Genomic DNA, 22241 nt, shown 5'->3' on the forward strand with positions numbered 1-22241 from the left:
CGCCGGTCACGCAGGCTGGGGAACCGTCACCAGCCGGCCGTCCACGAGGTGGAAGCGCTGGGGCGCGGTGGCGGCGAGGCCGGCGTCGTGGGTCACCACGGCGACGGTCCGCCCGGCGCGCGCCAACCCGTGCAGAATCTCGAACACCGCAGCGGCGTTGCGGGTGTCCAGCGCCCCGGTCGGCTCGTCCGCCAGGATGAAGGGCGGGTCGTTGGCGAGCGCCCGCGCGACGGCCGTGCGCTGGCGCTGCCCGCCCGACAACTGCGCGGGCAGCTTGTCCGCCTGCTCCGCCATACCCAGGCTGTCGAGGATCTCCAGCGCACGGTTCCGCATCCCGGCGCCAGACAGCGCCCCCAGTTCCCGCATCGGCACCAGCACGTTGTCCAGCACCGAAAATTCCGGCAGCAGGAAATGGAACTGGAAGACGAAGCCGAACCGCTCCAACCGCAGCCGGTCGCACGTCGCCGAATCCAGCCCCGTGGTCGGCGCGCCGTCCACCAGCACCTCCCCCGACGTCGGCCGGTCGAGCAGCCCGAGCAGATAGAGCAGCGACGACTTGCCGGACCCGGACGGGCCGGTGATCGCCGCCAGCGCGCCCGGCCGGATCGTCAGGCTGACGCCGTCCACCAGCACGGTCGGCACCGGCCCCGGCAGCAGGCGGACGAGGTCCACCGCCCGCAGCCCTCTCTCCATCTCCACGACACCCTCCATGACGGCGCCCGGCATCACACGGCCCCGCGGATGATGGTCAGCGGGTCGATACGCGCCGCCCGGCTGGCCGGCAGCCACGCGGCCAGGATGGAGGTCGCCAGCGCGATGCCCCCGGCGATCGCAAAGCTGAGCGGGGAGGTGTCGACCCGCAGGGTCTGGGTGGGATCGGTGCTGCCGGGGGCGGGGATCATCCGCAACGCCTCCGCGATGCCCACCGCGACGACCCAGCCGACCAGCATGCCGATCAGCCCGACCACCAGCCCCTCCACGATGAAAATGCGCGTCACCGTGGCCGGCGGCATCCCGACGGAGCGCAGGATGGCGATGTCGCGCGCCTTCTCCAGCACCACCGTGGAAATGATGTTGAAGATGCCGAAGCCCGCCACCACCAGGATGGCGCCCGTGGTCATGTAGATGATGACGTTCTGCAATTGGAAGACGGACAGCACGCGGCTGTTCGTCTCCTCCCACGGGGCGGCCTTGTAGCCGAAGCGGCGTTCCAGCGCATCGGCCACGGGGATGGAGCGGGCGACATCGGCCAAGCGGACGCGGATCTCGTTGATCACCCGCGGGCGCCCCTGGACTGCCTGCTGCTTGGCGAGTTGGACGTAGATCTGGCCGGTGTCCAACTGCTCGATGCCGGTCTTGAACAGCCCGACGACGCGCAGCCGCGCCGTGCCGCCGGTGGGGCTGGCCAGCAGCACAGAATCCCCCATGCCGATGGCCATCTTGGCGGCGAGCCCGGTGCCCAGGATCACCCCGTCGGTTGCGGCGTCCAGCGCGTCGAGCCGCCCGGCCACCATCTCCCCCGCCAGTTGGGTCGCCTTCGCCTCCCGCTCCGGCCGGATGCCCAGCACGGTGACGCCGTAGTCGCGGCCGGCGCGCCGCAGCAGCCCCTGCCCGCGCAGTGCCGGCGCCGCTTCCAGCCCCGGCATGGACTGGAGCGCGTCGAGGATCGCCTGCGCGTTGGCGATGCCGCGCACCGGATCGCGCGCCACGACGCGGCGCAGATCGAGCGCAGCGTGGGGCTCCAGCACCTCCAGCGGCTGGGCGGGCGGCGCGCGGTACTCGTCGGTGATCAGCACGTGCGGGGTGGATTCGACGATCTGCACCAGGAAATAATGCTGGAACCCGTGCATCATGCCGGAAATGGCGATGAAGAAGCCGACCCCCAGCGCCACCCCCAGGATCGACACCGCGCTCTGCCGGCGCCGGGCGCGCAGGTGGGCGATGGCGATCGACACCGGCAGCGGCAGCATCGACCAGCCGAAGCGATGACCGGTGAGCGTGGTCATGGCCGCACCCGGACGCGGTCGCCCTCGGCGAGGCCGGTTGGCGGCGCCTCCAGCAGCCGGTCGTCGGGGCCGATTCCCTCCGTCACCTCCACGCGGGCTGGTCCCTCGGCGCCCAGAGTCACGGGGACGCGTTTCACCCGCCCGTCCGGACCAACGGCCCAGACATGGGCCTGCCCCGGACGCCCGCCGCGCGGTGGGTCGCGCTGCACGGCGCCGGCGGGCACCAGAAGGGCGCCCCGCCGCTCCGCCACGATGACGTTCACGTCCAGCGTCATGCCGATGTAGAGCGGGGTGCCCGGCGGAAGCGTCGCCTCGATACGGTAGGTGCGCGTCTGGCTGTCGCTCTCCGCCCGGATGTTGGTCACCGCGGCCCGGAACACGTCGCCGGAAAAGGCCTCCGCCCGCGCCGCGATGCGGGAGCCGAGATGAACCCGGGGAATGTCCCGCTCGTCGACGTCGGCGACGACGCGCAGGCGGGTGGGATCGGCCACGGTGAACAGCACGGCGTTGGCGGCCATGCTCTCCCCCGGTTCCGCCTGCCGACGCAGCACCACCCCGTCGATGGGCGCGTTGACGACGAGGTCGTCGAGCATGCGCCGGACCAGCGCCACGTCCGCCTCCATCTGCTGCCGCTCGGCCACCGCCTTGTCGCGCGCCTCGATCGTGGTGACCCCGCGCGCCAGGAGCGCTTCCACCCGCGCCGCATCGGACCGCGCCAGCCGCAGCCGCGCCTCGGCGTTTTGCAAGCGCTGCTCCAATTGCCGAGGGTCGAGCGTCGCCATGCGCTGCCCCGCGGTCACCCGGTCGCCGTCGTCCACCAGCACCGTCGCGACGCGGCCGCCGACCGGCGGTCCGACGCGCACGGTGTTGAGGGATTCGACCGTGCCGGTCGCGTACACCGCCTCGATGGCCGGCCCGCGCTCCACGCCGACCACAGCCACCAGCGGCGGCCGCCCTGCCCACCACAACGCCGTCCCTCCCAGCGCCGCCACCAGCAGCAGCACCGCCAGCGGCACCCGCAGCCAGCGCCACAGCGACGGCCGAGGAACGGCGGGAACGGCCGGGCGCGGCACGAGCGGCCGGTCCGCCACGGGTACGGGCACGGGCAAACCCGGCGCGGCCGGGTTCGAAAGGGTCTGGTCCGCCCGGGCGTCATCCGTCGATGCAGGCGCCGAATCCGGCGCGTTCGGCCGCGGTGCGGCCCCCTCTGGCTTCGTCATCGTCGTGTCCAACGCGACGTGGAAACCCGCCCATCATAGCCCGTCGGCGCGCCGCTGCGATTGCGGCGTGTCAAAGCGGCGGCCAGTCGTGCTCTTTTTCGCGGCCCTCCGCCCGACGGCGAGCCTCAGTTCCGTGTGTGGAAGTGGCTGAGGAAGGACCGGGTGGCTTCCTGGCGCGGGTTGTCGATGACCTCCCGCGCCGGCCCCTCCTCCACGATCACGCCGTCACGCATGAAGACGACGCGGTCGGCCACATCCCGCGCGAAGGCGATCTCGTGGGTGACGATGATCATCGTCATGCCCTCCGCCGCGAGGTCGCGCATCACCGACAGAACCTCCGACACCAGTTCGGGGTCGAGCGCGGAGGTGGCCTCGTCGAACAGCATGACCTCCGGCTCCATGGCCAGCGCCCGCGCGATGGCGACGCGCTGCTTCTGCCCACCGGACAGCCGGTTGGGAAAGGCGTCGGCCTTGTCGGCGAGGCCGACCTTGGCGAGCAGCCGGCGGGCGATGGCCTCGGCCTCGCCCTTGTGCATGTTCTTGGCGGAGATGGGACCTTCCATGACGTTCTGGAGGACCGTCATATGCGGGAACAGGTTGAAGTGCTGGAACACCATCCCGGCGTTGGAGCGGAATTTCGCCTGCGCCTTGGGACTGGGCAGCGGCTTGTTGCCGTCGAAGTCGAAACTGTCAGCCCCGATGCGGATGCGCCCGCCGTTGGGGACGACCAGCAGGTTCAGGCAGCGCAGCAGTGTGGACTTGCCCGACCCCGACGGGCCGATCAGCGCGACCACCGCGCCCGGGTCGATGTTCAGGTTGATGTCGCGCAGGACGACATGGTCGCCGAACTGCTTCTTCAGCGCCGCGACTTCGATTTTGGGGGCGGTCTGGGGGGTGTTCATGGCGACCTCGCTGCCGACGCTTTAGTGGCTGACCTGGAGTTTCCGTTCCGCCCGCTTCACGACGGCCGTCAAGGGGACCAGCACGACGAAGTAGATCAGGGCGACGATCGAATAGACCTCCAGCGGGCGGAAGGTGTCCGTCGCCGCGACCTGACCCTGGTACAGCAGGTCGGGCACCGCGACCACCGACACCAGCGAGGTGTTCTTGAACTGGATGATCGACTGGTTCATCAGCGGCGGGATCATGCGCTTCACCGCCTGCGGCAGCACGATGCGCCGCATGACGCGCGCCGGCGTCATGCCCAACGCCAGCCCCGCCTCTGTCTGGCCCGGCTCAATGGAGACGACGCCGCCGCGGATGACCTCCGCGTAGAAGGACCCGCCGTAGAGCGACAGAGTCAGCACCGACGCGGTGACCGCGTCGATCTGGATGCCGACCAGGATCGGCAGCGCGTAGTAGAACCACAGAAGCTGGACCAGCAGCGGCGTGCAGCGGAACAGCTCGATGTAGAGCCAGGACACCCAGCGCAGGACCGCGAAGCGCGACAGCTGGGCCAAGCCGGCGATCAGGCCCAGCAGCAGGCCGAGCACGATGATCCCGATGGTCAGGCCGATGGTGACCAGCGTGCCGTTCAGGAACAGCCAGCGGTATCCCCAAAGGATGTCGTAGTTGAAGGTGTACATGCGGGGCCTGTTCGGAGTCGTCGGGGCGGCCGTAGGAAAATGGGGGCGGCGAGCCGGCCGCCCCTCGCGCCGTCAGAACGTGATGCCTTCGGGGATGTCGCTCATCGCGATGTCCACCTTGGCGAGGCTGTTCACCACCGCTTCCCGGATCAGGCCCAGGCCCTGGGCATAGACGATCCAGGTGTTGACGAAGTCGCGCAGCGTCTTGTCCGGCTCGCGCCGGAAGGCCGCGTTGGAGGTGGAGCCGAACATCGGCTGCGGCACCACGACCTTGCCCAGGCCCGGATCGCGCTTCACGGCGCGCACGCCGCCCATCCAGAAGATCGACTGCGCGTCGGCGCGGCCGCTGCGCACCGCCAGCGTCGCCTCGTCCAGCGACTTGAAGCGGATGATCTGCGCCTTCGGGCACAGGCGGGAGGCGACCTGGTCGTGGGCCGACCCGACGTCCACGGCAATCTTCACCTCCGGCTTGTTCATGTCCGCCCAGGTCTTCGGGTCGAAGCCCGGCTTGGCGATCACGACCAGCGCGCTGTTGTAGACCGGGACCGAGAAATCGACCGCGAGCGCCCGCTTCGGCGTCGGGTTCATGCCGAACATGATGTCGATCTTGTTGGCCTGGAGGTCCAGGATGCCGTTGCCCCAGGTGGTCTCCACCACCTCAAGCGCGACGTCCATGTCGGTGGCGAGCGCCGACGCGATGTCCCAGAACTGGCCGGACCACTGGCCGGTGGACTGGTCCTTCATGATCCACGGCGCGCCGGTGGCGACGCCGCCGATGCGCAGTTTCTTCGCCTTCAAAATCCGGTCGAAGCTGCCGCCGGCCTCCTGCGCCGCGGCCGGAGCCGCCGCCATGCCGGCCGCCCCGACACCAACCGCCGCCACCGCGGCGCCCATCCCCATCAGACCAGCCAGGTCCCTGCGATTGACCATCTCCGTCTCCCTTCCGTGTGTTGCCATTCCCGTCGTCATCGAAGGGCCGCTTTGCGCGGCCGTTGGTCTTGGGCCTTTGTCAGGCCAGCCCCTTCAAGCCAGGGCAATGGAGCGCGCGTGGGCGGCGACCGCCTCCAGCTTCGCGTTCGTCTCCGCGCTCGGCGGCAGAAGCGGCAGGCGCACGCCGCCGACCGGCATGCCGGCCAGCGCCATGTAGGCCTTCAGCGGACCGGGGTTGGTTTCCAGGAAGATCGAGTTCACCACCGGGTCGATCTGCGCCTGGGCCTCCAGCGCCTCGTTCAGCTTGCCGGCGCGCGCCAGGGCGAAGATGCGCAACCAGATCTTCGGGTAGATGGTTGCGGACGCCAGCACGCCGCCGCGGGCGCCCAGCGCGACGTGGGTCGCGAACAGCGGCTCTTCGCCGCTCAGCACCGCAATCTTGTCGCCGGCCAGCTTGATGGTCTTGATGAACTCCGGCATGTCGTAGGAGGAGAACTTCATGCCGATGATCGAGCCGTCCTCCGCCATCGCCTGCACGGCCTCGGCGGTCGCCGACACCGTCGTGCGGCGCGGGATCTGGTACAGCATCACCGGAAGGTCGACCGCGTCGCGGTAGGCCTTGAAGTAGGCGCGCATGCCGTCCTGCGTACCGGGCGCGTAGTAGGGCGTGACCGTCATCACGGCCGCCGCACCGGCTTGTGCGAAATCGCGGCCGGCCTCGACCGCGTCGTGGAATCCGGTGGACAGCACGCCGGGGATGACGGGCTTGTCCCCCGCCTCCTCCACGCAGGTCGCCACGATCAGCTTGCGCTCGTCCCGCGACAGGGCCGGATATTCGCCCGTGCCGCCGATGGGAACGACGCCGGAGGCGCCGGCATCCAGCTGGTGCCGCACAAGGCGCTTCAGCCCGGCGACGTCGACGGAGCCGTCGCTTGTCAGCGGCGTGACGATCGCGCTGAAAAGGCCGCTGATCTCCGTTTGGGTGAGTTCCATAGAGTGTCCTCGCATGGCGTTGTCGCGTGGATGTGCTGGGCGGCGTGCCAAACCCTCTGCGCCGGCCGCCCTGGGCAGTGTCGAGCGCGGAATCGAAATGGTCTTAAAGAACATCCCCAGCCAAAGGCCGAGACATCGCCCAAGAAGAAGCCCACTCTTAAAAATAAAACCGCTTATTGAAAAAGCGTTGGAGGAACGACGACCCCATGAGTGTAAACCCCACCGTCCGTCCACAGTCAGCAGTGTGAACCTATTTTCCCCTATCCTGCAACACCAAATCGTATCATCGGAAAACAAATATGATCCGACAACCAAGGGAGGCGATCAGCCGCGGGCGGGCTCCACCGTCCCGATGATGTCGGGGATCGACGGCGCGCCGAGGAAGCCCATGGTGGTCAGCAGCTCGCGCCGGAAAATGTCCAGCACGGCGCCCGCTCCCTCGGCCCCGCCGATGGCGAGGCCATACAGCACCGAACGGCCGAGCAGCACGCCCTGCGCGCCCATCCCGATGTACTTCGCCACATGGCTGCCGCGCCGCACCCCACCGTCCGCCAGCACGGTCATCCGGTGGCCGACCCGGTCGACGATATCGGGCAGGCGCGTCGCCGGGCTGGCGGCGCTGTCCAGGTTGCGGGCGCCGTGGTTGGACACGACGATGCCGTCCACGCCCATCTCCGCCGCCCGAACCGCGTCGTCGGCGCGGAGCACACCCTTCAGGATCAATTGGCCCTTCCAGGCCGACCGCAGAGTCCGCACATCCTCCCAGTTGACGTCCTGGGCGAGGCTGATCTCGTCCGCCACGGCCACACGGCCGAGGGCGGTGCGAAATTCCTCCGGATAATGCGCGTAGGTCGGCACGCCACCGTTCCGCAGATACTTTGCGAAAACATTCACGAACCAGCGCGGGTGGGCGACGCAGTCGAGCCCGGCCCGGATCGACGGCTTGATCGGGATGCCGAAGCCGTTGCGGATGTTGTATTCCCGGTTGGGCGCCACCGCGGTGTCCACCGTCAGGACCAACGCCTCGGCCCCCGCCCGCTCGGCCCGCTTCACCAGCTGGACGGCGCGGTCGCGGTTGCGCCAGACATAGAGCTGGAACCACAGCCGCGCCTTCGACTCCTCGGCGATCTGTTCGATGGACGTGATGGATTGCGTGGACACGCAGAAGGGAATGCCGGCCGCAGCCGCGGCCTTCGCCAGTTCAACCTCCCCATCGTACCAGATCAGCCCGGCGACCGCGGTGGGCGCTATGACCAGCGGCAGGGGCTGGTGCGTGCCGAAGATCGACGTCGCCGCGTTCCGGTTGGAAATGTCCACGAGGACGCGCGGGTTGAAGGTCACGCTGTCGAGCGACCGCTTGGCCTCGCCAAGGCCCACCTCGTCCTCGGTGCCGCGCTCGATGTATTCGAACAGGCCGCGCGGCAGGCGGGAGCGTGCCCGGTCCCTGGCCTCGGCAACGTTCAATAGGGGGCGAGCACCAAGTCTCATGATCGATTTCGCTCCCGCCAAATTTTCATCTTCGGGAAAAACTTTTCGTATGCTAGACAGAGAGCAGCAAAATCGTCAACGCGGATCTTCGAGGAAAATACCATGCGTGACCCGCAAGCCTTGGTGACGTCGTTGCGCGCGCTCGTGGGGGAGCGCCATGTGATCACGGCGGACCAGGATCTCGAACCGGTCCTGAACGATTGGCGCGGGCGCTACCAGGGTACGGCGCTGTGCGCGGTCTATCCGGCCGACACCGAGGAGGTTTCGCGGGTCGTCCGCCTCTGCCGCGAGGCCGGCGCCAAGATCGTTCCGCAGGGCGGCAACACCGGCATGTGCGGCGCAGCGACGCCCTTCGGCGAGGATGAGGTGGTGCTGCGGCTGGACCGGCTGAACCGGGTCCGCCACATCAGCGCGCTCGACAACACGATGGTGGTGGAGGCCGGCTGCATCCTCGCCGATCTGCAGACGAAGGCGCAGGAGGTCGGCCGGCTGTTCCCGCTCAGCCTGGGTGCGGAGGGCAGTTGCCAGATCGGCGGCAACATCGCGACCAACGCCGGCGGCACCGCGGTTCTGCGCTATGGCCCCATGCGCGACCTCGTGATGGGGTTGGAGGTTGTGCTGCCCGACGGGTCGGTGATGAACGACCTGAAGCGCCTGCGCAAGGACAACAGCGGCTACGCCGTCCGCCACCTGTTCATCGGGTCGGAAGGCACGCTCGGCATCATCACTGCGGCGACGCTGAAGCTGTTTCCGCCGCCGCAGGCGAGCGCCACCGCCATGACCGGCGTCGCCGATCTCGGCCAGGCACTGGCGCTGCTGGCGCTCGTGCGCTCCAAACTGGGCGACCGGATCAGCGCCTACGAGGTCATGTCCCATTCGCAGATGCAGCTGGTGCTGGACCACATCCCGAACTGCGCCCTGCCCTTCGACCAGAGCCACCCCTGGTACGTGCTGATCGAGGCGGAGGACAGCTTCGCGACAATCGACCTGGGCGCGCTCCTGGAGGAATGCTTGGGCGACGGGCTGGAGCAAGGCCTCGTCACCGACGCGGTGATCCCGAAGAGCGAGGCCCAGCGCGCCGCTCTTTGGCGCCTGCGCCATTCCGTGTCGGAGGCCAACAAGGTGTCGGGCGTCAGCGCGTCCTACGACACGGTGGTCCCGCTCGACCGGCTGGCCGACTTCGCGGCGGACACGGTGTCCGGCGTGGCGAAGGCCTTCCCGCAGGCGCGCATCCTGTTCGTCGGCCATGTCGGGGACGGCAACCTGCACGCCATCGCCCATTTCGACAAGGACGCCTTCCCCTCGAAAGCGGAGTTCGAGGAGGCCGCCGCCATCGTGAACGGCATCGTGGACGACGCGACGCTGAAATGCGACGGCTCGATCAGCGCCGAACACGGCATCGGGAAGAGCAACCGCAAGCGGCTGGCGCAATCGATCGACCCGGTCCGCTATGGGCTGATGCTGAAAATCAAGGCGACGATCGACCCCGAAAATATTATGAATCCCGGAAAAGTTCTCTGAATCGAGGTTCTTCGATGGCGCGCTCGGCTTTGAAGGCGAAGAACGTCAGAAGCAAATCAATCAAGCCAGCCATTGCATCAATGGGTGGGGCGATCATGGGCGGGATCGACGTCATGGACGACGCCCGCGACACGCCGGACCTGGCCGAGGGCGAACTGGATCTCGGCGCGCGCCTGAAGGACCTGCGCAAGCGCAAGCGCTGGACGCTCCAGCAGGCGGCCGACCGCACCGGCGTGGGCCTGTCCACCCTGTCGAAGATCGAGCGGAACGAGCTGTCGCCGACCTTCTCCACGCTCCAGAAGATCGCGGCGGGCTTCGAAATGGACCCCGCCGCGATCATCGGCGGCCAGCCCGCGGCAGCCCCGGTGCTGCGCGTGCCCGGCCGGCGTGCGCTGACCCGAGCGGGCGAAGGACGCCCCTTCCCCACCGGCACCTGCAACAACGCCTGGCTGTGTCCCGACCTGACGCAGAAGGTGATGACGCCGATCAAGACGACGATCGTCGCGCGGTCGATCGACGATTATCCCGAATGGGCCAAGTACGAGGCGGAGATGTTCCTCTACGTCCTGTCGGGGACGGTCGTCATTCACAGCCAGATCTACGAACCGCTGCGCCTGGACGCCGGCGATTCCCTCTATTACGACGCCAGCACGCCGCACCTCTGGGTATCGGAGGGCGACACCGACGCCGAGGTGCTGTGGGTCTACGCCAAGTACCAGTGATCGTGTTGGAGACGGGCGGCGGTCACGGCGTTCCCTGGTCCGCCGCGCCCAGCGCGTGCGAAATCTTCCCCGCGACCTCGGCGACGACCGGGCCAAGGTCGAGCATACGTTCCCGGGGCATGTAGAAGTTGACGCTGGCGACGCTGACGGCGGCCACGACCTCGCCGTTGACGTCGCGCACCGGCGCACCGACGCAATGGATGCCCAGCTCGTTCTCCTCGCACTCCATGACCCAGCCCTGCCGCCGGTAGGCGCACATGGAGTCCAGATAATCGGGCCAGGGGAGCAGGCTCGGCTTCTCCGCCCCGGTCCGTTCCTTCAGCGCCTGGGCCTCGTCGTACAGCTCCCGCCAGCGTTCCTCCGACAGGCCGAGCATCAGCGCCTTGCCAACGCCGGTGGAGATCAGCGGCATGCGCTGGCCGATGCGGGAGCGCATTTCCAGCCCCTTGTCGCCCGACAGCTTGTCGAGATAGAGGACCTGCGAGCCCTCCATTTGGCCGAGATGCACCGTGGCGCCGCAGTCGTTGACCAGCGCCTCCAGAAAGGGGCGCGCGATCTGGGTCAGCGGCCGCTGCTCCCGGGCGCGGGTGCCGAGGTAGATCAGCTTGTAGCCCAGCGTGTAGCCTTGGTAGGGCACATGGTGCAGGTAGCCCTCGGCGACGAGGTTGCTCAGCACCCGATGGAGCGTGCTGCGCGGCACGCCGAGCCGTTCGGACAGGCCCTTCACGTCCCCTACGCCCTGGGCGACGAGTTCCAGCAGCGTCAACCCGCGCACCAGTGTCTGCGCGCCGCTCGCCCCCTTGGCGCCGTCGTTCGATTCAGCGTCGTTCGGGCGGGGCAATGGCGACTTCAAGCGTGGCTCCGTGCTCCCGGCGATCCTGTGATGGGGTTTCCACCGCAGGGCTTCGCCGGACGCCGCGCGGTGACGGCGCACCATAGCCGATTTTCCAACCGCGATGACCGCATTTCATTTCCCTCTCCCGAGACGGGAGAGGGGACGCTCAATACGGCCTGACCGGCGTCTTCAACGGCTCACCCGCGAAATGGGCGGCGATGTTGTCGAAGACCAAGTCGCCCATGGCCTTGCGGGTCGCGTGGGTGGCGCTCGCCATGTGCGGGGTCAGCACGACGTTGGGACGTCCCTGCAACGCCTTGGGCACGGTCGGCTCGTCGAGGAAGACGTCGAGGCCCGCGCCGGCGATGGTCCCGGCCTTGATGGCGGCGACCAGCGCCGCCTCGTCCACCACGGTGCCGCGCGCGATGTTGACGAGGATGCCGTCCGGGCCGAGGGCGGCCAGCACCTCCGCACTAACCATCCCGCGGGTCTTCTCCCCGCCATTGGCGCAGACGATGAGGAAATCGCTCTCCGCCGCAAGGGTCGTCAGGCCGGGCACGAAGCGATGCGGACAGCCCTCGATCGCCATCTGGTCGGTGTAGGAGACGACCATGTCGAAGCCGGCGGCGCGCCGGGCGACCGCCTGCCCGATCCGCCCCATGCCGACGATGCCGAGCCGCCCGCCGGAGACCTTGCGCGTCCAGGCATAGCCACCCCCGGCCCAGTCGCCGCGCTCGACGAATCGTTGGGCGTCCGGGATCTGGCGCGCCGTCGCCAGCAGCAAGCCGAACGCCAAATCGGCAACGTCGTCGGTCAGCACGCCCGGCGTGTTGGTGACCGCGACGCCGCGCCGCTGGGCCGCGGCGACGTCGATTCCGTCATAACCGACGCCGAAGTCGGCGATCAGCTCCAGGTTGGGAAAGGTGGCGATGAAGGTCTCGGTGACGACGGACTCGCCGTTGACCGCCAGCACCCGCACCTCCGGCGCCAGCCGGTCCCTTTCCGCGGCGTCGAGCGTGTCCCAGTCGCGCAGGACGAAGGCCCCGTCCAGCCGCGCCACCAAGGCCGGCGGCAGGTAGGCCGCCTTCATCACCGTGCGGTTCGTTTTCGTGAAGGCCATGCCGCTCACCATTCCGCCACGGTGCCGTCGTGCAGGCGCCAGATGGGGTTGCGCCAGTCCGGCGCGTCCTTGCTGCGCGCGATCACCAGCCCCTCGTCCACCTCGACGCCGAGGCCGGGCTTGTCGGAGGGGTAGAAGTAGCCGCCGTCGATCTTGAAGTCGTCCTTGTTCAGGACATAGTCGAACAGCTCGGCACCCTGGTTGTAGTGGATGCCCATGCTCTGTTCCTGGAAGACGGCGTTGCGCGACACGAAGTCCACCGCCAAGCACGACGCCAGCGCCAGCGGCCCCAGCGGGCAATGCGGGGCCAGTGCGACGTCGTAGGCTTCCGCCATGCCGGCGATCTTCAGGCATTCCGTGATGCCGCCCGCGTGGCTGAGGTCGGGCTGGAGGATGGAGATGCCGCCGTCCGCGAAGACCCGCTTGAAGTCGAAGCGCGAGAACATGCGCTCCCCCGCCGCCAGCGGAATGTGCGTCTGCGCGGCGAGGCGCGCGTAGTGTTCCGACTGCTCGGCCAGCACCGGCTCCTCGATGAAGAGCGGGCGGAAAGGCTCAAGCTCGTGGATCAGCACCTTGGCCATCGGCGCGGCGACGCGGCCGTGGAAATCCAGGCCGAACTCGATGGAATCGCCGAATGCCTCGCGGATCTCGGCCACCACCGCCACGGCGGCGTCGACCTTCCGCGAGGTGTCGACGGTGCCCATCTCCTCGCAGCCGTTCAGCTTGAAGGTGTCGAAACCGATCTGCTGGAGCGTCCGGATGCCGGCGATGACATCGGCCGGACGGTCGCCGCCGACCCAGGAATAGGCCTTGATCCGGTCGCGCACCAGCCCGCCGAGCAACTGGTAGACCGGCGCGCCCAGCGCCTTGCCCTTGATGTCCCACAGCGCCTGGTCGATGCCGGCAATGGCGGACATCAGGATTGGGCCGCCGCGGTAGAAGCCGCCGCGGTACAGCACCTGCCAGATGTCGTTGATGCGCGCCGGATCCTTGCCGACGACGTATTCGGACAGTTCGTGGACGGCGGCCTCGACGCTGCGGGCGCGCCCCTCAATGACCGGTTCGCCCCATCCGGTGACCCCTTCGTCGGTCTCGACCTTCAGGAACATCCAGCGCGGCGGCAGGCGGTAGGTGGTGAGCTTGGTGATCTTCATTTTTTGGTGTCTGTCCGGCAGAGGGTTCGGTCAGCGGCCCGCCTTGAAAGCGGCGATGAACTTGCGCGCTTCCTCGGCAAGCTCGTCCCAGCGCTGGCCGGCGATGAGGTCCTTGCGCATCAGGCTGCCGCCGACGCCGGCCGCGAAGGCGCCGGCCTTGGCGAAGGCGCCGATGTTGTCCAGCCCGACGCCGCCGACCGGGATCAGGGCCGCCTCGTCGAACGGCCCACGCAGGTCCTTAAGGTACGCGGGGCCGAGACCGCTGGCCGGGAACAGCTTCAGCAAATCGACGCCCAGCCGGTGCGCCCGCAAGACCTCCGACGGGGTGGTCACCGACGGGATCATCAGCCGCTGGCGCTCGTGCACCGCCTGGATGACCTCCGGGTCGAAGTTCGGGGCCAGCGCGAAGTCCGCCCCGGCGTCAAGCGCGAGGTAAGCGGAAACCGGGTTGATCACCGTGCCGGCGCCCACCTTCATGCGGGTGCCGAACTCCGCCTTCACCGCGCGGATGCCGTCATAGACGGACAGGCTGTTGCAGGTGATCTCGAACACCCGGATGCCGCCCTCATACAGCGCCCGCGCCACGGGCACCACATCCGCCGGAGCAAGGCCGCGCGCAATGGCGATCACGCCCGTCTCGTCGATGGCTTGGATGACCTGATGCTTCAGCATGTTCAAGTCCTTCAATTCTGATGGCCCACCCCTCTCCCGCCCCGGGAGAGGGTGGCCGCGGCAGCGGCCGGGTGAGGAGAGAGAACTTTACGCCTTCGCTTCGATCGGCTTGTTGACGATGAACCAGTAGCAGAGCGCCGCGCAGGCCGCGATGACGCCACCACTGACGAAGGCCAGCGCGTAGGAGCCGGTGCTGTCCGCGATCATGCCGGTGACCAGCGGCGACAAGGAGCCCGCGAAGTAGCCGCCGAAATTCTGGATGCCGCCGACCGAGCCGACCATGGAGCGCGGGGCGACGTCGCCCGGCAGTGCCCAGCCGTTGGCCGACACCGCCGACAGCATGCCCATGCCGACCGTCAGAAGGACCAGCGTCGCGGTCAGGCCGGTGAAGAAGGGGGCCGCCATCAGGGCAAGGCCGCCGAGCAGCGCGCAGACGGAGATGGTCGCGCGCTTGGCAACCAGCGGCTCCGCGATTTCGCGGTCCACCAGCCACTTGGAGACATAGCCGCCGAGGAACGCCCCGACGATGCCGCCGAAAAAGGGCACGCTCGCCAGATAGCCGACCGACGACATGTTCACGTTCTGCGTCTTCAGCAGATAGAGCGGCACGAAGTAGGTCAGGATGTTGAACATCCAGATGTAGCAGAACCAGCCCAGGATCATGCCCCAGACGCTGCGGTAGGCGAACAGGTCGCGCCAGCGGATGCCGTCGGGGGTGGAGCCCAGCTCCTCAGCCGTGCCGCCGCCGCCCTCCTTGATGTAGGCGAGTTCGTCGGCGGACAGCCACTTGGCCTTTTCCGGCTGCTTGTAGAAGGCCAGCAGCAGCAGGCCGAACAGGACGCCGAAACCGCCGGCGATGTAGAACAGCGCGCGCCAGCCGAAGGTGACCATCAGGAAGACGAGCAGCGGCGGCGCCACGGCCGGGCCCCACTTGGACGCGGCGTCCCAGATGCCGGTCGCCAGCGCACGCTCCTTCTTCGGGAACCAAGCGGCGGTGATCTTGGCAGCGCTCGGCCAGCAAGGCGCCTCGGTGACGCCCAGGATGCCGCGCGCGAAGATCAGGCCGAGCTTGGAGGAGCAGGCGCCGGTCAGCATGGTGGCGCCGCTCCACAGGATGATGCTGAGCGAATAAACCTTCTTGGCGCCCAGCCGGTCGATCAGCCAGCCGGAGGGAAGCTGGAAGATGGCGTAGATCAACGAGAACACCGTGCCGAGCAGCCCGATGTCGCTGTTGGTCAGGTTCAGCTCGGTCATCATTTCGGGTGCGGCGATGGACAGGGCCGTCCGGTCGATGAAGTTGACCATGCCGCCGATCAGCAGCAGGAAGACGATGATCCAGCGCCGACTGCGGACGCCGGACGACACAGCGCCCACATCTTGGGAAACCATTCTTGTAATCCTCCCAAACTCTTGGTGCGTTACAGGGTGATCAGGCCGCGCGTGCGCGCGATCTCGATCGCGCCGATGGCGGAGACGGAGGGCAGCCCGTCCGGTACGGTCGCGATCGTGCCGGTGAAGAAGGGATCGTTGCGCAGCAGAAGCGCGAAGGCGTCGCGCAGCATCGCCTTGCCGCCCACGATGATCGCCGTGCCGGGCGTCATGCCGAGCGACCGGCTGTTTCTCAGCGCTGTGATGTCCGACGCCAAAACGGCGCCCAGGAGGAGGTTGGCGCGCGCCTGCACGTCCCCCTTCACATCCAGGTCGCCGAACAGGTCGAGCAGGCGGACCAGGAAGGCGCTCCGCCCCAGGCTCAGCGTACGGCCGTAGTCGGCGCCGCGCAGCAGCGCGTCCGGCACGATGCGGTCGGCGAAGCTGTGGGCGAGCGAACTGGCGATCAGCGTGTTCTTGGTCAATACGTCGAGCAGTTCGCCGGAGATCGTGGTGACCGAACCGGCGATCCGCCGCTGCGCATCCACCCGCACGAACTTCGAATGCGAGCCTGGCAGGACGAGGACAGCCGGGCCGTTCACCCGCATGGCGTGGAGGACGCCGATGGTCTCCGTCTCCTCGCCGCGCATGATGTCCATGGCGTCGACGGTGTCGAGCGTGATGGGGCCGGCGTGGCTCTTGATGCCCGGGATGAACCAGATCGGCCGGTCCACGACGTCCGGCAGCGAGGCCGACCGCATGCCCTGCGCCAGTTCCTCCCGGCCGGCGGGGGCAAGGAGGTGGGGGATCTCGCAGAGCCCGACATTGGACGTGATCATGCCCGAGGCCAGGAACAGCACGTCATCGGTGCCGGACAACCCGGTGCCAGTCAGGCCGGCGCCGGACAGCGCCTCCGCAATGGCGTCGCGTACACCCGCCTTCAGCGCGTCGGTGCTGCCGGTGATCGCCGTGTCGCGCACCCCAACCGGCCGGCCGGCCTCCGCCAGCACGGCGCCGTCCTTCCAGACCATCACGCGCGTATTCGTGGTGCCCGTGTCGATCGTGGCGAAAAGCATCGAAAACCTCCCTCTGCGCACGTCGGGCGGCAAGCCACGACGCGTCGTTCGTTTTGATCCGGCCTCTGGGACTTAAACGGGATGCGCCGGTTGGTGGCGGCGCCCTTCGCATGTCTCACATACTGATCGCTGGCATCACAATGTGGATAGAAGCCGGGCACGCAGATGTCAAATAATAAACGTTTATTCCATATAGTGAGACATTTTGCGTTCGCCGCTTGCCGCCCGATCGCTGGAAATCTCTATTTGCGAAGTTCGCTTTGCTGGCCCATTGTGTAAATTTGCCGATGGGGACCGAAAGCCGGAGGATGTCGATAGGTGGCAAGCGGGGCCGTTCGTCGTCGGGATCACCGATCACATGATCCCGCCGCCGGACCTTGAGGCGGCGGTGCTGGACGGGATCGCGGAGGGGGAATTTCCTCGACACCCAACGGGAGGAGGATATGGACCCGGAACGGCTCGCCCGCCTGGACGCGCTGCTGGTCTGGAACACCCGCATCGGGCCGTGACGCGCGGGGCCGCCGCTCCAGCCGATGGTCAGAACGCCGAATAGTCGATGGGCTTCATGCGCTCGAGCGTCCGCTGCACCGGCGGCAGGGGGTATTTCAGGCCCGTGGCGCAGTTGAACAGAACGGCGCGCTCGTCGCGGCTCACCCGCCCATCGGCAAGCGCCTGCTTGTAGGCGGCGTAGGTCGCGGCCCCCTCCGGGCAGAGCAGGAAACCCTCCTCCCGCGCCGCCTCGTTCAGCGCTGCCTGGATGGCGTCGTCCGGCACCGCGATGGCGAAACCGCCGCTGTCGCGCACGGCGCGCAGGATCAGGAAGTCGCCGACCGCCTGCGGCACGCGGATGCCGGACGCGATGGTGTGCGCGTCCTCCCAGCGCGGGGCGTGCTCATCCCCCGTCTCGAAGGCGCGGACCATGGGAGCGCAGCCGGCGGCCTGCACCGCGACCATGCGCGGGCGCTTCGAACCGATCAGCCCGATGGCCTCCAACTCCGCGAAGGCCTTCCACATGCCGATCAGGCCGGTGCCGCCGCCGGTCGGGTAGAAGATGACATCCGGCACGTCCCATCCCAACTGTTCGACCAGTTCCAGCCCCATGGTCTTCTTGCCCTCGATCCGGTAGGGCTCCTTCAGGGTGGAGACGTCGAACCAGCCGACCTTTGCCTTGCCCTCGCCCACGATCTTGCCGCAGTCGTCGATCAGGCCGTTGACCCGGTAGACCGTGGCGCCCTGAAGCTCGATCTCGGAGACGTTCACCTCCGGCGTGTCCTCCGGACAGAAGATCGTCGTCCGGATGCCGGCCCGCGTGGCGTAGGCGGCCAGCGCCGCGCCCGCGTTGCCGTTGGTCGGCATCGCCATGTGCTTGATCCCGAAGGACTTCGCCATGGACACCGCCATGACCAGCCCGCGCGCCTTGAAGGACCCCGTGGGCAGCCGCCCCTCGTCCTTCACCAGCAGTTCCGCCGCGCACAGCCTGGCAGCCAGCTTCGGCAGCGGCACCAGCGGAGTCACCGCTTCACCCAGGCTGACGATGTCTTCGACCCTGCGGACGGGCAGCAGTTCGCGGTAGCGCCAGAGGTCCTGCGGGCGCTCGGCCAGCGCCTCTTTGGTCAGCGCCTTTTTCACTCCCCCAATATCGTAGCGCACCAGCAGCGGCTTGCCGGCCTTGGACAGGTTGTGGACGGTGTCGGCTTCGTAACGCTCGCCTGTGTAGGAACATTCCAAGTGGGTGACGAAGGTCGGGCGTTCGGTGGTCAGGTTGGCATCGAAGCGCACGGTGGAGTTTCCTTGCAAAGACATCAGCGGACCATGCCCCACTTGCGGACGGTGTGGGTCGCGATCCAGCGGAAGACGACATTCTCGACCAGCAGGCTAATCAGGATAACGGTGACGAGACCGGCGAAGACCTTGCCGATGTACAGCTCGTTGCGGATCTGGAAGATGAACCAGCCGAGCCCTCCCTTGCCCGACGTCACGCCGCCCGTGCGGCGGAACCGAACGTTGAATCGTACAGATCAGTGCGAAGATGCGATCGTTTCCGCTTGAAACTTGTCCTAGTGCCGGCAGACCGGCTGCAACATTCATCAACAAAAAATGGCAAATATCGTCACAATGGGCGATTTTAATCCTTTATAAATAAGTATACGAATAGTGCTTCTTTATGACCATACAACCATCCTTCTCCGTCAGCGGCCCGGTGCAGCAGTATGTTCACGGTCACCACCGGCGGGTGGATGGCTGGCTGTCGCGCCTGGACGCCACTCTGATATCCTGCGTCGGCCAATGGCAGAGCGGTGCCGGGGTGACCGGCGCCGTGGGCGAGATCGGTGTGCACCATGGGCGGCTCTTCATTCTGCTGGCGCTGCTGCGCAAGGCGGGCGAGCGGGCCTTCGCCATCGACCTGTTCGAGGACCAGCAGTTCAACGTCGACCAGTCGGGCCAGGGCGACGAGGCGGTCTTCCGCGCCAACCTCGCGCGGTTCGGAATCGACGCGGGCACGATCAATATCGTCAAGGGGAACTCCCTCGCCCTGACCTGGGCCGGCCTGTCCGGCGGGTTGGAGCAGTCCGTGCGGCTGTTCAGCGTCGACGGCGGCCACACGGCGGAGATCACCCGCAACGACCTGACCATCGCCGACGACAGCCTGGGCGAGGGCGGCGTGATCGTGCTGGACGACTACTTCAACCCCGAGTTTCCCGCCGTGTCGGAAGGCATGTGCCGCTTCATGATAGAGCGTCCCCACGCCCTCGCCCCCTTCGCCATCGGCGACAACAAGCTGATGCTGGCGCGTCCCGGCTGGGCCGAACGCTACCGCGCGATGCTCTTCGGGACGGTGAAGCCGCGCTACTTCGTGCGGGACACCGAACTGTTCGGCACCCCCATCTCCGTCTTCCGCACGCCCCGGACGCTGATGCAGATCATTCGGCAGACCAACCTCACCCGCCGGCTTCGTTCCCACCCGCTGGGACGGGCGCTGAAGCCGATCGTCCGCCGCTTCGTGCAAGGCTGAAGGCGCCGACCGATGCTCGACGACGTGCAGACCCGTGAATCGGCCGGGCAGCGCGAGGCCGGGGAACGCGAGGGGGCGCCGCATCAAGACGGAGCGGACGCCGCCGACGCTGCGCCGCAGGGGCTTGCCTCCGCCCGCGCCGGGCGCCTGCACTGGACGCACGGGCTGGTCAACCGGCTGGTGAAGGCGTCGGACGGCGCGCTGCTGGCGCTTGCCGGGCTGACCGCCTGGGCGGCGGAGTTGGGCGCCGGCGCCGGACTCTCACTCGTCCAGGCGGGCATAGCCACGGCCATCGCACTCGACGTCTATCTGCGCACCATGACGGCGATCGGGGCGTACCGCGTCGAGAACTACCGGCAGGGGCGCAAGGCGCTATTCGACGTGGTCGGCGGGATCCTGCCGGCGGGCCTCGTGCTCCTCCTGCTGGGCTGGGCGTTCCTGCCACCGACGGACCGGCCGGACTGGGTCATTCTGTGGGGCGGCGCAGCGTTCGCTTATCTGGCGGCCGGCCGGGCCGTGACGGCGCGGGCGGTGCGCCGGCTGGAAAGCCGCGGGTCGCTGCGGCGCAAGGTCGTCCTGTTCGGCGCGACCGACAGCGCCGAGCGGATGATCAAGCATCTGTCCCTGCCGGACCATCAGGCGAATTACGACGTGCTGGCGCTGTTCGACGACCGGGGGGCCGACCGCCGGCCCGAATCGCTGGCCGGCATGCCCGTGTCCGGCGACCTGATCGCCTTCAAGACCTTCCTCCAGAACAACCGCGTGGACATGATCGTCATCGCGCTGCCCTGGCGGGCGGCGCTGCGCATCCACAGCCTGTGCATGCAGCTGCAGATGATCTCGCTCGACATCCTGATCCCGCTGGACGAGGAGAATTTCAAGCTGCGGCTGGCCAGCGTGCGGCACATCGGCGATACGCCGGCGCTGCTGGTGATGCGGCAGCCTCTGCGCGGCATGCAGATCATCCTCAAGCGGATCGAGGACGTGGTCGTCGCCGCGCTCGGCCTGCTGGTCGCCTCGCCGGTCATGCTGGCCGCCGCCCTGGCGATCCGGCTGGAATCGCCGGGACCCATCATCTTCCGCCAGACCCGCGTCGGCTTCAACAACCGCCCCTTCACGATGCTGAAGTTCCGCACGATGACGGTGGACGACAGCGACGACGGCGCCATGGGCACCCACCGCGACAACCCGCGGATCACCCGCATCGGCGCCATCCTGCGCCGGACAAGCATCGACGAGCTGCCGCAGCTGTTCAACGTGCTGGTGGGCGACATGTCGGTCGTCGGCCCGCGCGCCCATGTGCCGAACATGCGCGTCGGCAATTACCGCTACGCGGAGGCCGTGCGCGAGTACGCGGCGCGCAGCCGCGTCAAGCCGGGGATTACCGGTTGGGCGCAGATCAACGGCATGCGGGGTGGTATCCATTCGATCGAGAAGGCCCGCGCCGGGGTCGACATGGACATCCACTACATCGAAAACTGGTCGCTATGGCTCGACGCGAAGATCATGGTCAGCACCCTCGCCACGGGCTTGTTCGGGCGCGACGTCTTCTAACATCCCTGCTGCTCGCCTCGGCGGCGCTGCTCGGCGTGAACAAGGCACAGGCACAGGGCGTGCCGCCGCGTCCGCTGCTGGTCTACCACGACAGCTGGTACGAGCGTCCGGCGACCGGCCCGGCGGCCACGACGCTAGCGTCCCTGCCGTCCTACATGAACATGGTGGCGCTGTCTTTCGTGCGGCCGGACGCGGTCTACTGGGGCCGCCTCGACCTGTCCAAGACGGGGCTCCAGTACGGCTTTCAGGGGACGGTGCTGCGGGACGCCATCGCGCTGTTGAAACAGCGCCAGCCGGGCACGCGCGTCCTGCTCGCCGTAGGCGGGGCCAACTACAACAACTGGGACGGTCTGGACCTGGACGCCATCGCGCGCTTGGTCCGCGACCTGGGCGTGGATGGCGTTGACCTGGACTTCGAGCCGGAGACGCCGGGCTGCGCGCTGCGCCCGCCGGGAAAGATGCGCTGCCTGTCCGACGCCGCCTGGCAGGATCTGGTCGCGCGCTTCCGCAACGCCTTCCCGCGCCCCCTCCTGCTGACCGTGCCGGGCTGGAGCATTGGGGCCTATGGCGAGGGCGCCTGGCAGAACGCGCAGCCGCGCGGCCGGTACACCGGCTCCATGCTCGGCCTGCTCCGCTCACCCCAGGCGGCGGCGATCGACCTCGTCTCGGTCATGGCCTACGAGGCCGGCCCGACCTTCGACCCGTGGCAGGCCTATCAGGCTTACCGGCAAGTCTGGAATGGCCCACTGGCGCTCGGCGTCCAGGTCCCACCGAGCCAGCTCGGCGGGCCGACTTACACAGTGCCCATGGCCGAGCGGCTGGCCCGCCAAGTGGCCCAAGACACGCAGGCCGGCATGATGCTGTACCCGCTGCTCGGCCGCCCACCCGGCCAACTCGGGCCCGACAACCCGGACGGCCGCCTGCTGGCCCAGGCGCTGTGCCGCGGCCTGGGCCTCCCCGACTGCGACCAGCCCCTGCCTTAA

General features: G+C 68.1%; 21 protein-coding genes. 5 read left to right on the forward strand and 16 right to left on the reverse strand.

Annotated elements, in window-relative coordinates:
- Window positions 1–6: 6 nt before the first annotated feature.
- The 8 genes from M2351_RS16795 to M2351_RS16830 all read right to left on the reverse strand — a co-directional run bounded on the left by M2351_RS16795 (window position 7) and on the right by M2351_RS16830 (window position 8223).
- A complete protein-coding gene (locus M2351_RS16795) occupies window positions 7–726 on the reverse strand; it encodes an ABC transporter ATP-binding protein (RefSeq protein ID WP_264657263.1) in 720 nt (239 codons plus the stop codon).
- Window positions 726–2006 carry an ABC transporter permease gene (locus tag M2351_RS16800; protein WP_264657264.1) on the reverse strand — a complete coding sequence of 427 codons (1281 nt, stop codon included), beginning with the start codon at window positions 2004–2006 and terminating at the stop codon, window positions 726–728. Before M2351_RS16800 ends, M2351_RS16795 begins: the two co-directional genes overlap by 1 nt.
- Window positions 2003–3109, reverse strand: a complete 1107-nt coding sequence (locus M2351_RS16805) for an efflux RND transporter periplasmic adaptor subunit (protein WP_264657265.1) — start codon at window positions 3107–3109, stop codon at window positions 2003–2005. Before M2351_RS16805 ends, M2351_RS16800 begins: the two co-directional genes overlap by 4 nt.
- A 242-nt stretch (window positions 3110–3351) precedes the next feature.
- Window positions 3352–4128 carry an amino acid ABC transporter ATP-binding protein gene (locus tag M2351_RS16810; protein ID WP_264657266.1) on the reverse strand — a complete coding sequence of 259 codons (777 nt, stop codon included), beginning with the start codon at window positions 4126–4128 and terminating at the stop codon, window positions 3352–3354.
- 21 nt (window positions 4129–4149) lie between these two features.
- A complete protein-coding gene (locus tag M2351_RS16815; RefSeq protein ID WP_209767630.1) occupies window positions 4150–4812 on the reverse strand; it encodes an amino acid ABC transporter permease in 663 nt (220 codons plus the stop codon).
- Window positions 4813–4884: 72 nt separating this feature from the next.
- On the reverse strand, window positions 4885–5742 hold the full coding sequence (locus tag M2351_RS16820) for a transporter substrate-binding domain-containing protein (protein WP_264657267.1): 858 nt from the start codon (window positions 5740–5742) through the stop codon (window positions 4885–4887).
- A gap of 93 nt (window positions 5743–5835) precedes the next feature.
- A complete protein-coding gene (gene dapA, locus M2351_RS16825) occupies window positions 5836–6735 on the reverse strand; it encodes a 4-hydroxy-tetrahydrodipicolinate synthase (protein WP_264657268.1) in 900 nt (299 codons plus the stop codon).
- A gap of 324 nt (window positions 6736–7059) precedes the next feature.
- A complete protein-coding gene (locus M2351_RS16830; RefSeq protein ID WP_264657269.1) occupies window positions 7060–8223 on the reverse strand; it encodes an alpha-hydroxy acid oxidase in 1164 nt (387 codons plus the stop codon).
- A gap of 102 nt (window positions 8224–8325) precedes the next feature.
- On the opposite strand from M2351_RS16830, the gene M2351_RS16835 reads away from it, so the two are divergent.
- Entirely contained in the window at window positions 8326–9744 is a 1419-nt protein-coding gene (locus tag M2351_RS16835; protein ID WP_264657270.1) for an FAD-binding oxidoreductase, read from the forward strand.
- Window positions 9745–9839: 95 nt separating this feature from the next.
- On the forward strand, window positions 9840–10466 hold the full coding sequence (locus M2351_RS16840) for a helix-turn-helix domain-containing protein (protein WP_264657271.1): 627 nt from the start codon (window positions 9840–9842) through the stop codon (window positions 10464–10466).
- A 22-nt stretch (window positions 10467–10488) separates the two neighbouring features.
- Here the strand turns inward: M2351_RS16840 and M2351_RS16845 are convergent, their stop codons facing one another.
- From M2351_RS16845 to M2351_RS16880, 8 genes are all read right to left on the reverse strand, one after another.
- A complete protein-coding gene (locus M2351_RS16845; protein ID WP_264657272.1) occupies window positions 10489–11319 on the reverse strand; it encodes an IclR family transcriptional regulator in 831 nt (276 codons plus the stop codon).
- 148 nt (window positions 11320–11467) lie between these two features.
- Window positions 11468–12421 (reverse strand): 2-hydroxyacid dehydrogenase, encoded by a 954-nt coding sequence (locus tag M2351_RS16850; RefSeq protein WP_264657273.1) that lies wholly within the window; start codon window positions 12419–12421, stop codon window positions 11468–11470.
- A gap of 5 nt (window positions 12422–12426) precedes the next feature.
- Entirely contained in the window at window positions 12427–13575 is a 1149-nt protein-coding gene (gene dgoD / locus M2351_RS16855; protein ID WP_264657274.1) for a galactonate dehydratase, read from the reverse strand.
- 30 nt (window positions 13576–13605) lie between these two features.
- Window positions 13606–14247 carry a bifunctional 4-hydroxy-2-oxoglutarate aldolase/2-dehydro-3-deoxy-phosphogluconate aldolase gene (locus tag M2351_RS16860; protein ID WP_264657275.1) on the reverse strand — a complete coding sequence of 214 codons (642 nt, stop codon included), beginning with the start codon at window positions 14245–14247 and terminating at the stop codon, window positions 13606–13608.
- A gap of 87 nt (window positions 14248–14334) precedes the next feature.
- A complete protein-coding gene (locus M2351_RS16865) occupies window positions 14335–15636 on the reverse strand; it encodes an MFS transporter (RefSeq protein ID WP_264657276.1) in 1302 nt (433 codons plus the stop codon).
- A gap of 29 nt (window positions 15637–15665) precedes the next feature.
- Complete coding sequence (locus M2351_RS16870; RefSeq protein ID WP_264657277.1) at window positions 15666–16691, reverse strand: 2-dehydro-3-deoxygalactonokinase; 1026 nt, start codon at window positions 16689–16691, stop codon at window positions 15666–15668.
- Window positions 16692–17228: 537 nt separating this feature from the next.
- Window positions 17229–18470, reverse strand: coding sequence for a threonine synthase (locus tag M2351_RS16875; RefSeq protein ID WP_264657278.1), 1242 nt, complete (start codon window positions 18468–18470; stop codon window positions 17229–17231).
- 23 nt (window positions 18471–18493) lie between these two features.
- Window positions 18494–18670 (reverse strand): hypothetical protein, encoded by a 177-nt coding sequence (locus M2351_RS16880; protein WP_264657279.1) that lies wholly within the window; start codon window positions 18668–18670, stop codon window positions 18494–18496.
- 185 nt (window positions 18671–18855) lie between these two features.
- On the opposite strand from M2351_RS16880, the gene M2351_RS16885 reads away from it, so the two are divergent.
- The 3 genes from M2351_RS16885 to M2351_RS16895 are packed head-to-tail and all read left to right on the forward strand — an operon-like array spanning window position 18856 to window position 22241.
- Entirely contained in the window at window positions 18856–19704 is an 849-nt protein-coding gene (locus M2351_RS16885) for a class I SAM-dependent methyltransferase (RefSeq protein ID WP_264657280.1), read from the forward strand.
- A 12-nt stretch (window positions 19705–19716) separates the two neighbouring features.
- Complete coding sequence (locus M2351_RS16890; protein ID WP_264657281.1) at window positions 19717–21258, forward strand: exopolysaccharide biosynthesis polyprenyl glycosylphosphotransferase; 1542 nt, start codon at window positions 19717–19719, stop codon at window positions 21256–21258.
- A gap of 35 nt (window positions 21259–21293) precedes the next feature.
- The gene (locus M2351_RS16895) at window positions 21294–22241 is read left to right on the forward strand and encodes a glycoside hydrolase family 18 protein (protein ID WP_264657282.1); all 948 of its coding nucleotides are present in this window, start codon (window positions 21294–21296) and stop codon (window positions 22239–22241) included.

The organism is Azospirillum canadense (genome assembly GCF_025961225.1).
Taxonomy (GTDB): Bacteria; Pseudomonadota; Alphaproteobacteria; order Azospirillales; family Azospirillaceae; genus Azospirillum; species Azospirillum canadense.

Excerpts from the sequence above, each read along its gene's own strand:
- M2351_RS16795 (WP_264657263.1), bottom strand. The coding sequence starts at position 726 with ATGCCGGGCGCCGTCATGGAGGGTGTCGTGGAGATGGAGAGAGGGCTG.
- M2351_RS16800 (WP_264657264.1), bottom strand. The coding sequence starts at position 2,006 with ATGACCACGCTCACCGGTCATCGCTTCGGCTGGTCGATGCTGCCGCTG.
- M2351_RS16810 (WP_264657266.1), bottom strand. The coding sequence starts at position 4,128 with ATGAACACCCCCCAGACCGCCCCCAAAATCGAAGTCGCGGCGCTGAAG.
- M2351_RS16815 (WP_209767630.1), bottom strand. The coding sequence starts at position 4,812 with ATGTACACCTTCAACTACGACATCCTTTGGGGATACCGCTGGCTGTTC.
- M2351_RS16820 (WP_264657267.1), bottom strand. The coding sequence starts at position 5,742 with ATGGTCAATCGCAGGGACCTGGCTGGTCTGATGGGGATGGGCGCCGCG.
- dapA (WP_264657268.1), bottom strand. The coding sequence starts at position 6,735 with ATGGAACTCACCCAAACGGAGATCAGCGGCCTTTTCAGCGCGATCGTC.
- M2351_RS16830 (WP_264657269.1), bottom strand. The coding sequence starts at position 8,223 with ATGAGACTTGGTGCTCGCCCCCTATTGAACGTTGCCGAGGCCAGGGAC.
- M2351_RS16835 (WP_264657270.1), top strand. The coding sequence starts at position 8,326 with ATGCGTGACCCGCAAGCCTTGGTGACGTCGTTGCGCGCGCTCGTGGGG.
- M2351_RS16840 (WP_264657271.1), top strand. The coding sequence starts at position 9,840 with ATGGGCGGGATCGACGTCATGGACGACGCCCGCGACACGCCGGACCTG.
- M2351_RS16850 (WP_264657273.1), bottom strand. The coding sequence starts at position 12,421 with ATGGCCTTCACGAAAACGAACCGCACGGTGATGAAGGCGGCCTACCTG.
- dgoD (WP_264657274.1), bottom strand. The coding sequence starts at position 13,575 with ATGAAGATCACCAAGCTCACCACCTACCGCCTGCCGCCGCGCTGGATG.
- M2351_RS16860 (WP_264657275.1), bottom strand. The coding sequence starts at position 14,247 with ATGCTGAAGCATCAGGTCATCCAAGCCATCGACGAGACGGGCGTGATC.
- M2351_RS16865 (WP_264657276.1), bottom strand. The coding sequence starts at position 15,636 with ATGGTTTCCCAAGATGTGGGCGCTGTGTCGTCCGGCGTCCGCAGTCGG.
- M2351_RS16870 (WP_264657277.1), bottom strand. The coding sequence starts at position 16,691 with ATGCTTTTCGCCACGATCGACACGGGCACCACGAATACGCGCGTGATG.
- M2351_RS16885 (WP_264657280.1), top strand. The coding sequence starts at position 18,856 with ATGACCATACAACCATCCTTCTCCGTCAGCGGCCCGGTGCAGCAGTAT.
- M2351_RS16890 (WP_264657281.1), top strand. The coding sequence starts at position 19,717 with ATGCTCGACGACGTGCAGACCCGTGAATCGGCCGGGCAGCGCGAGGCC.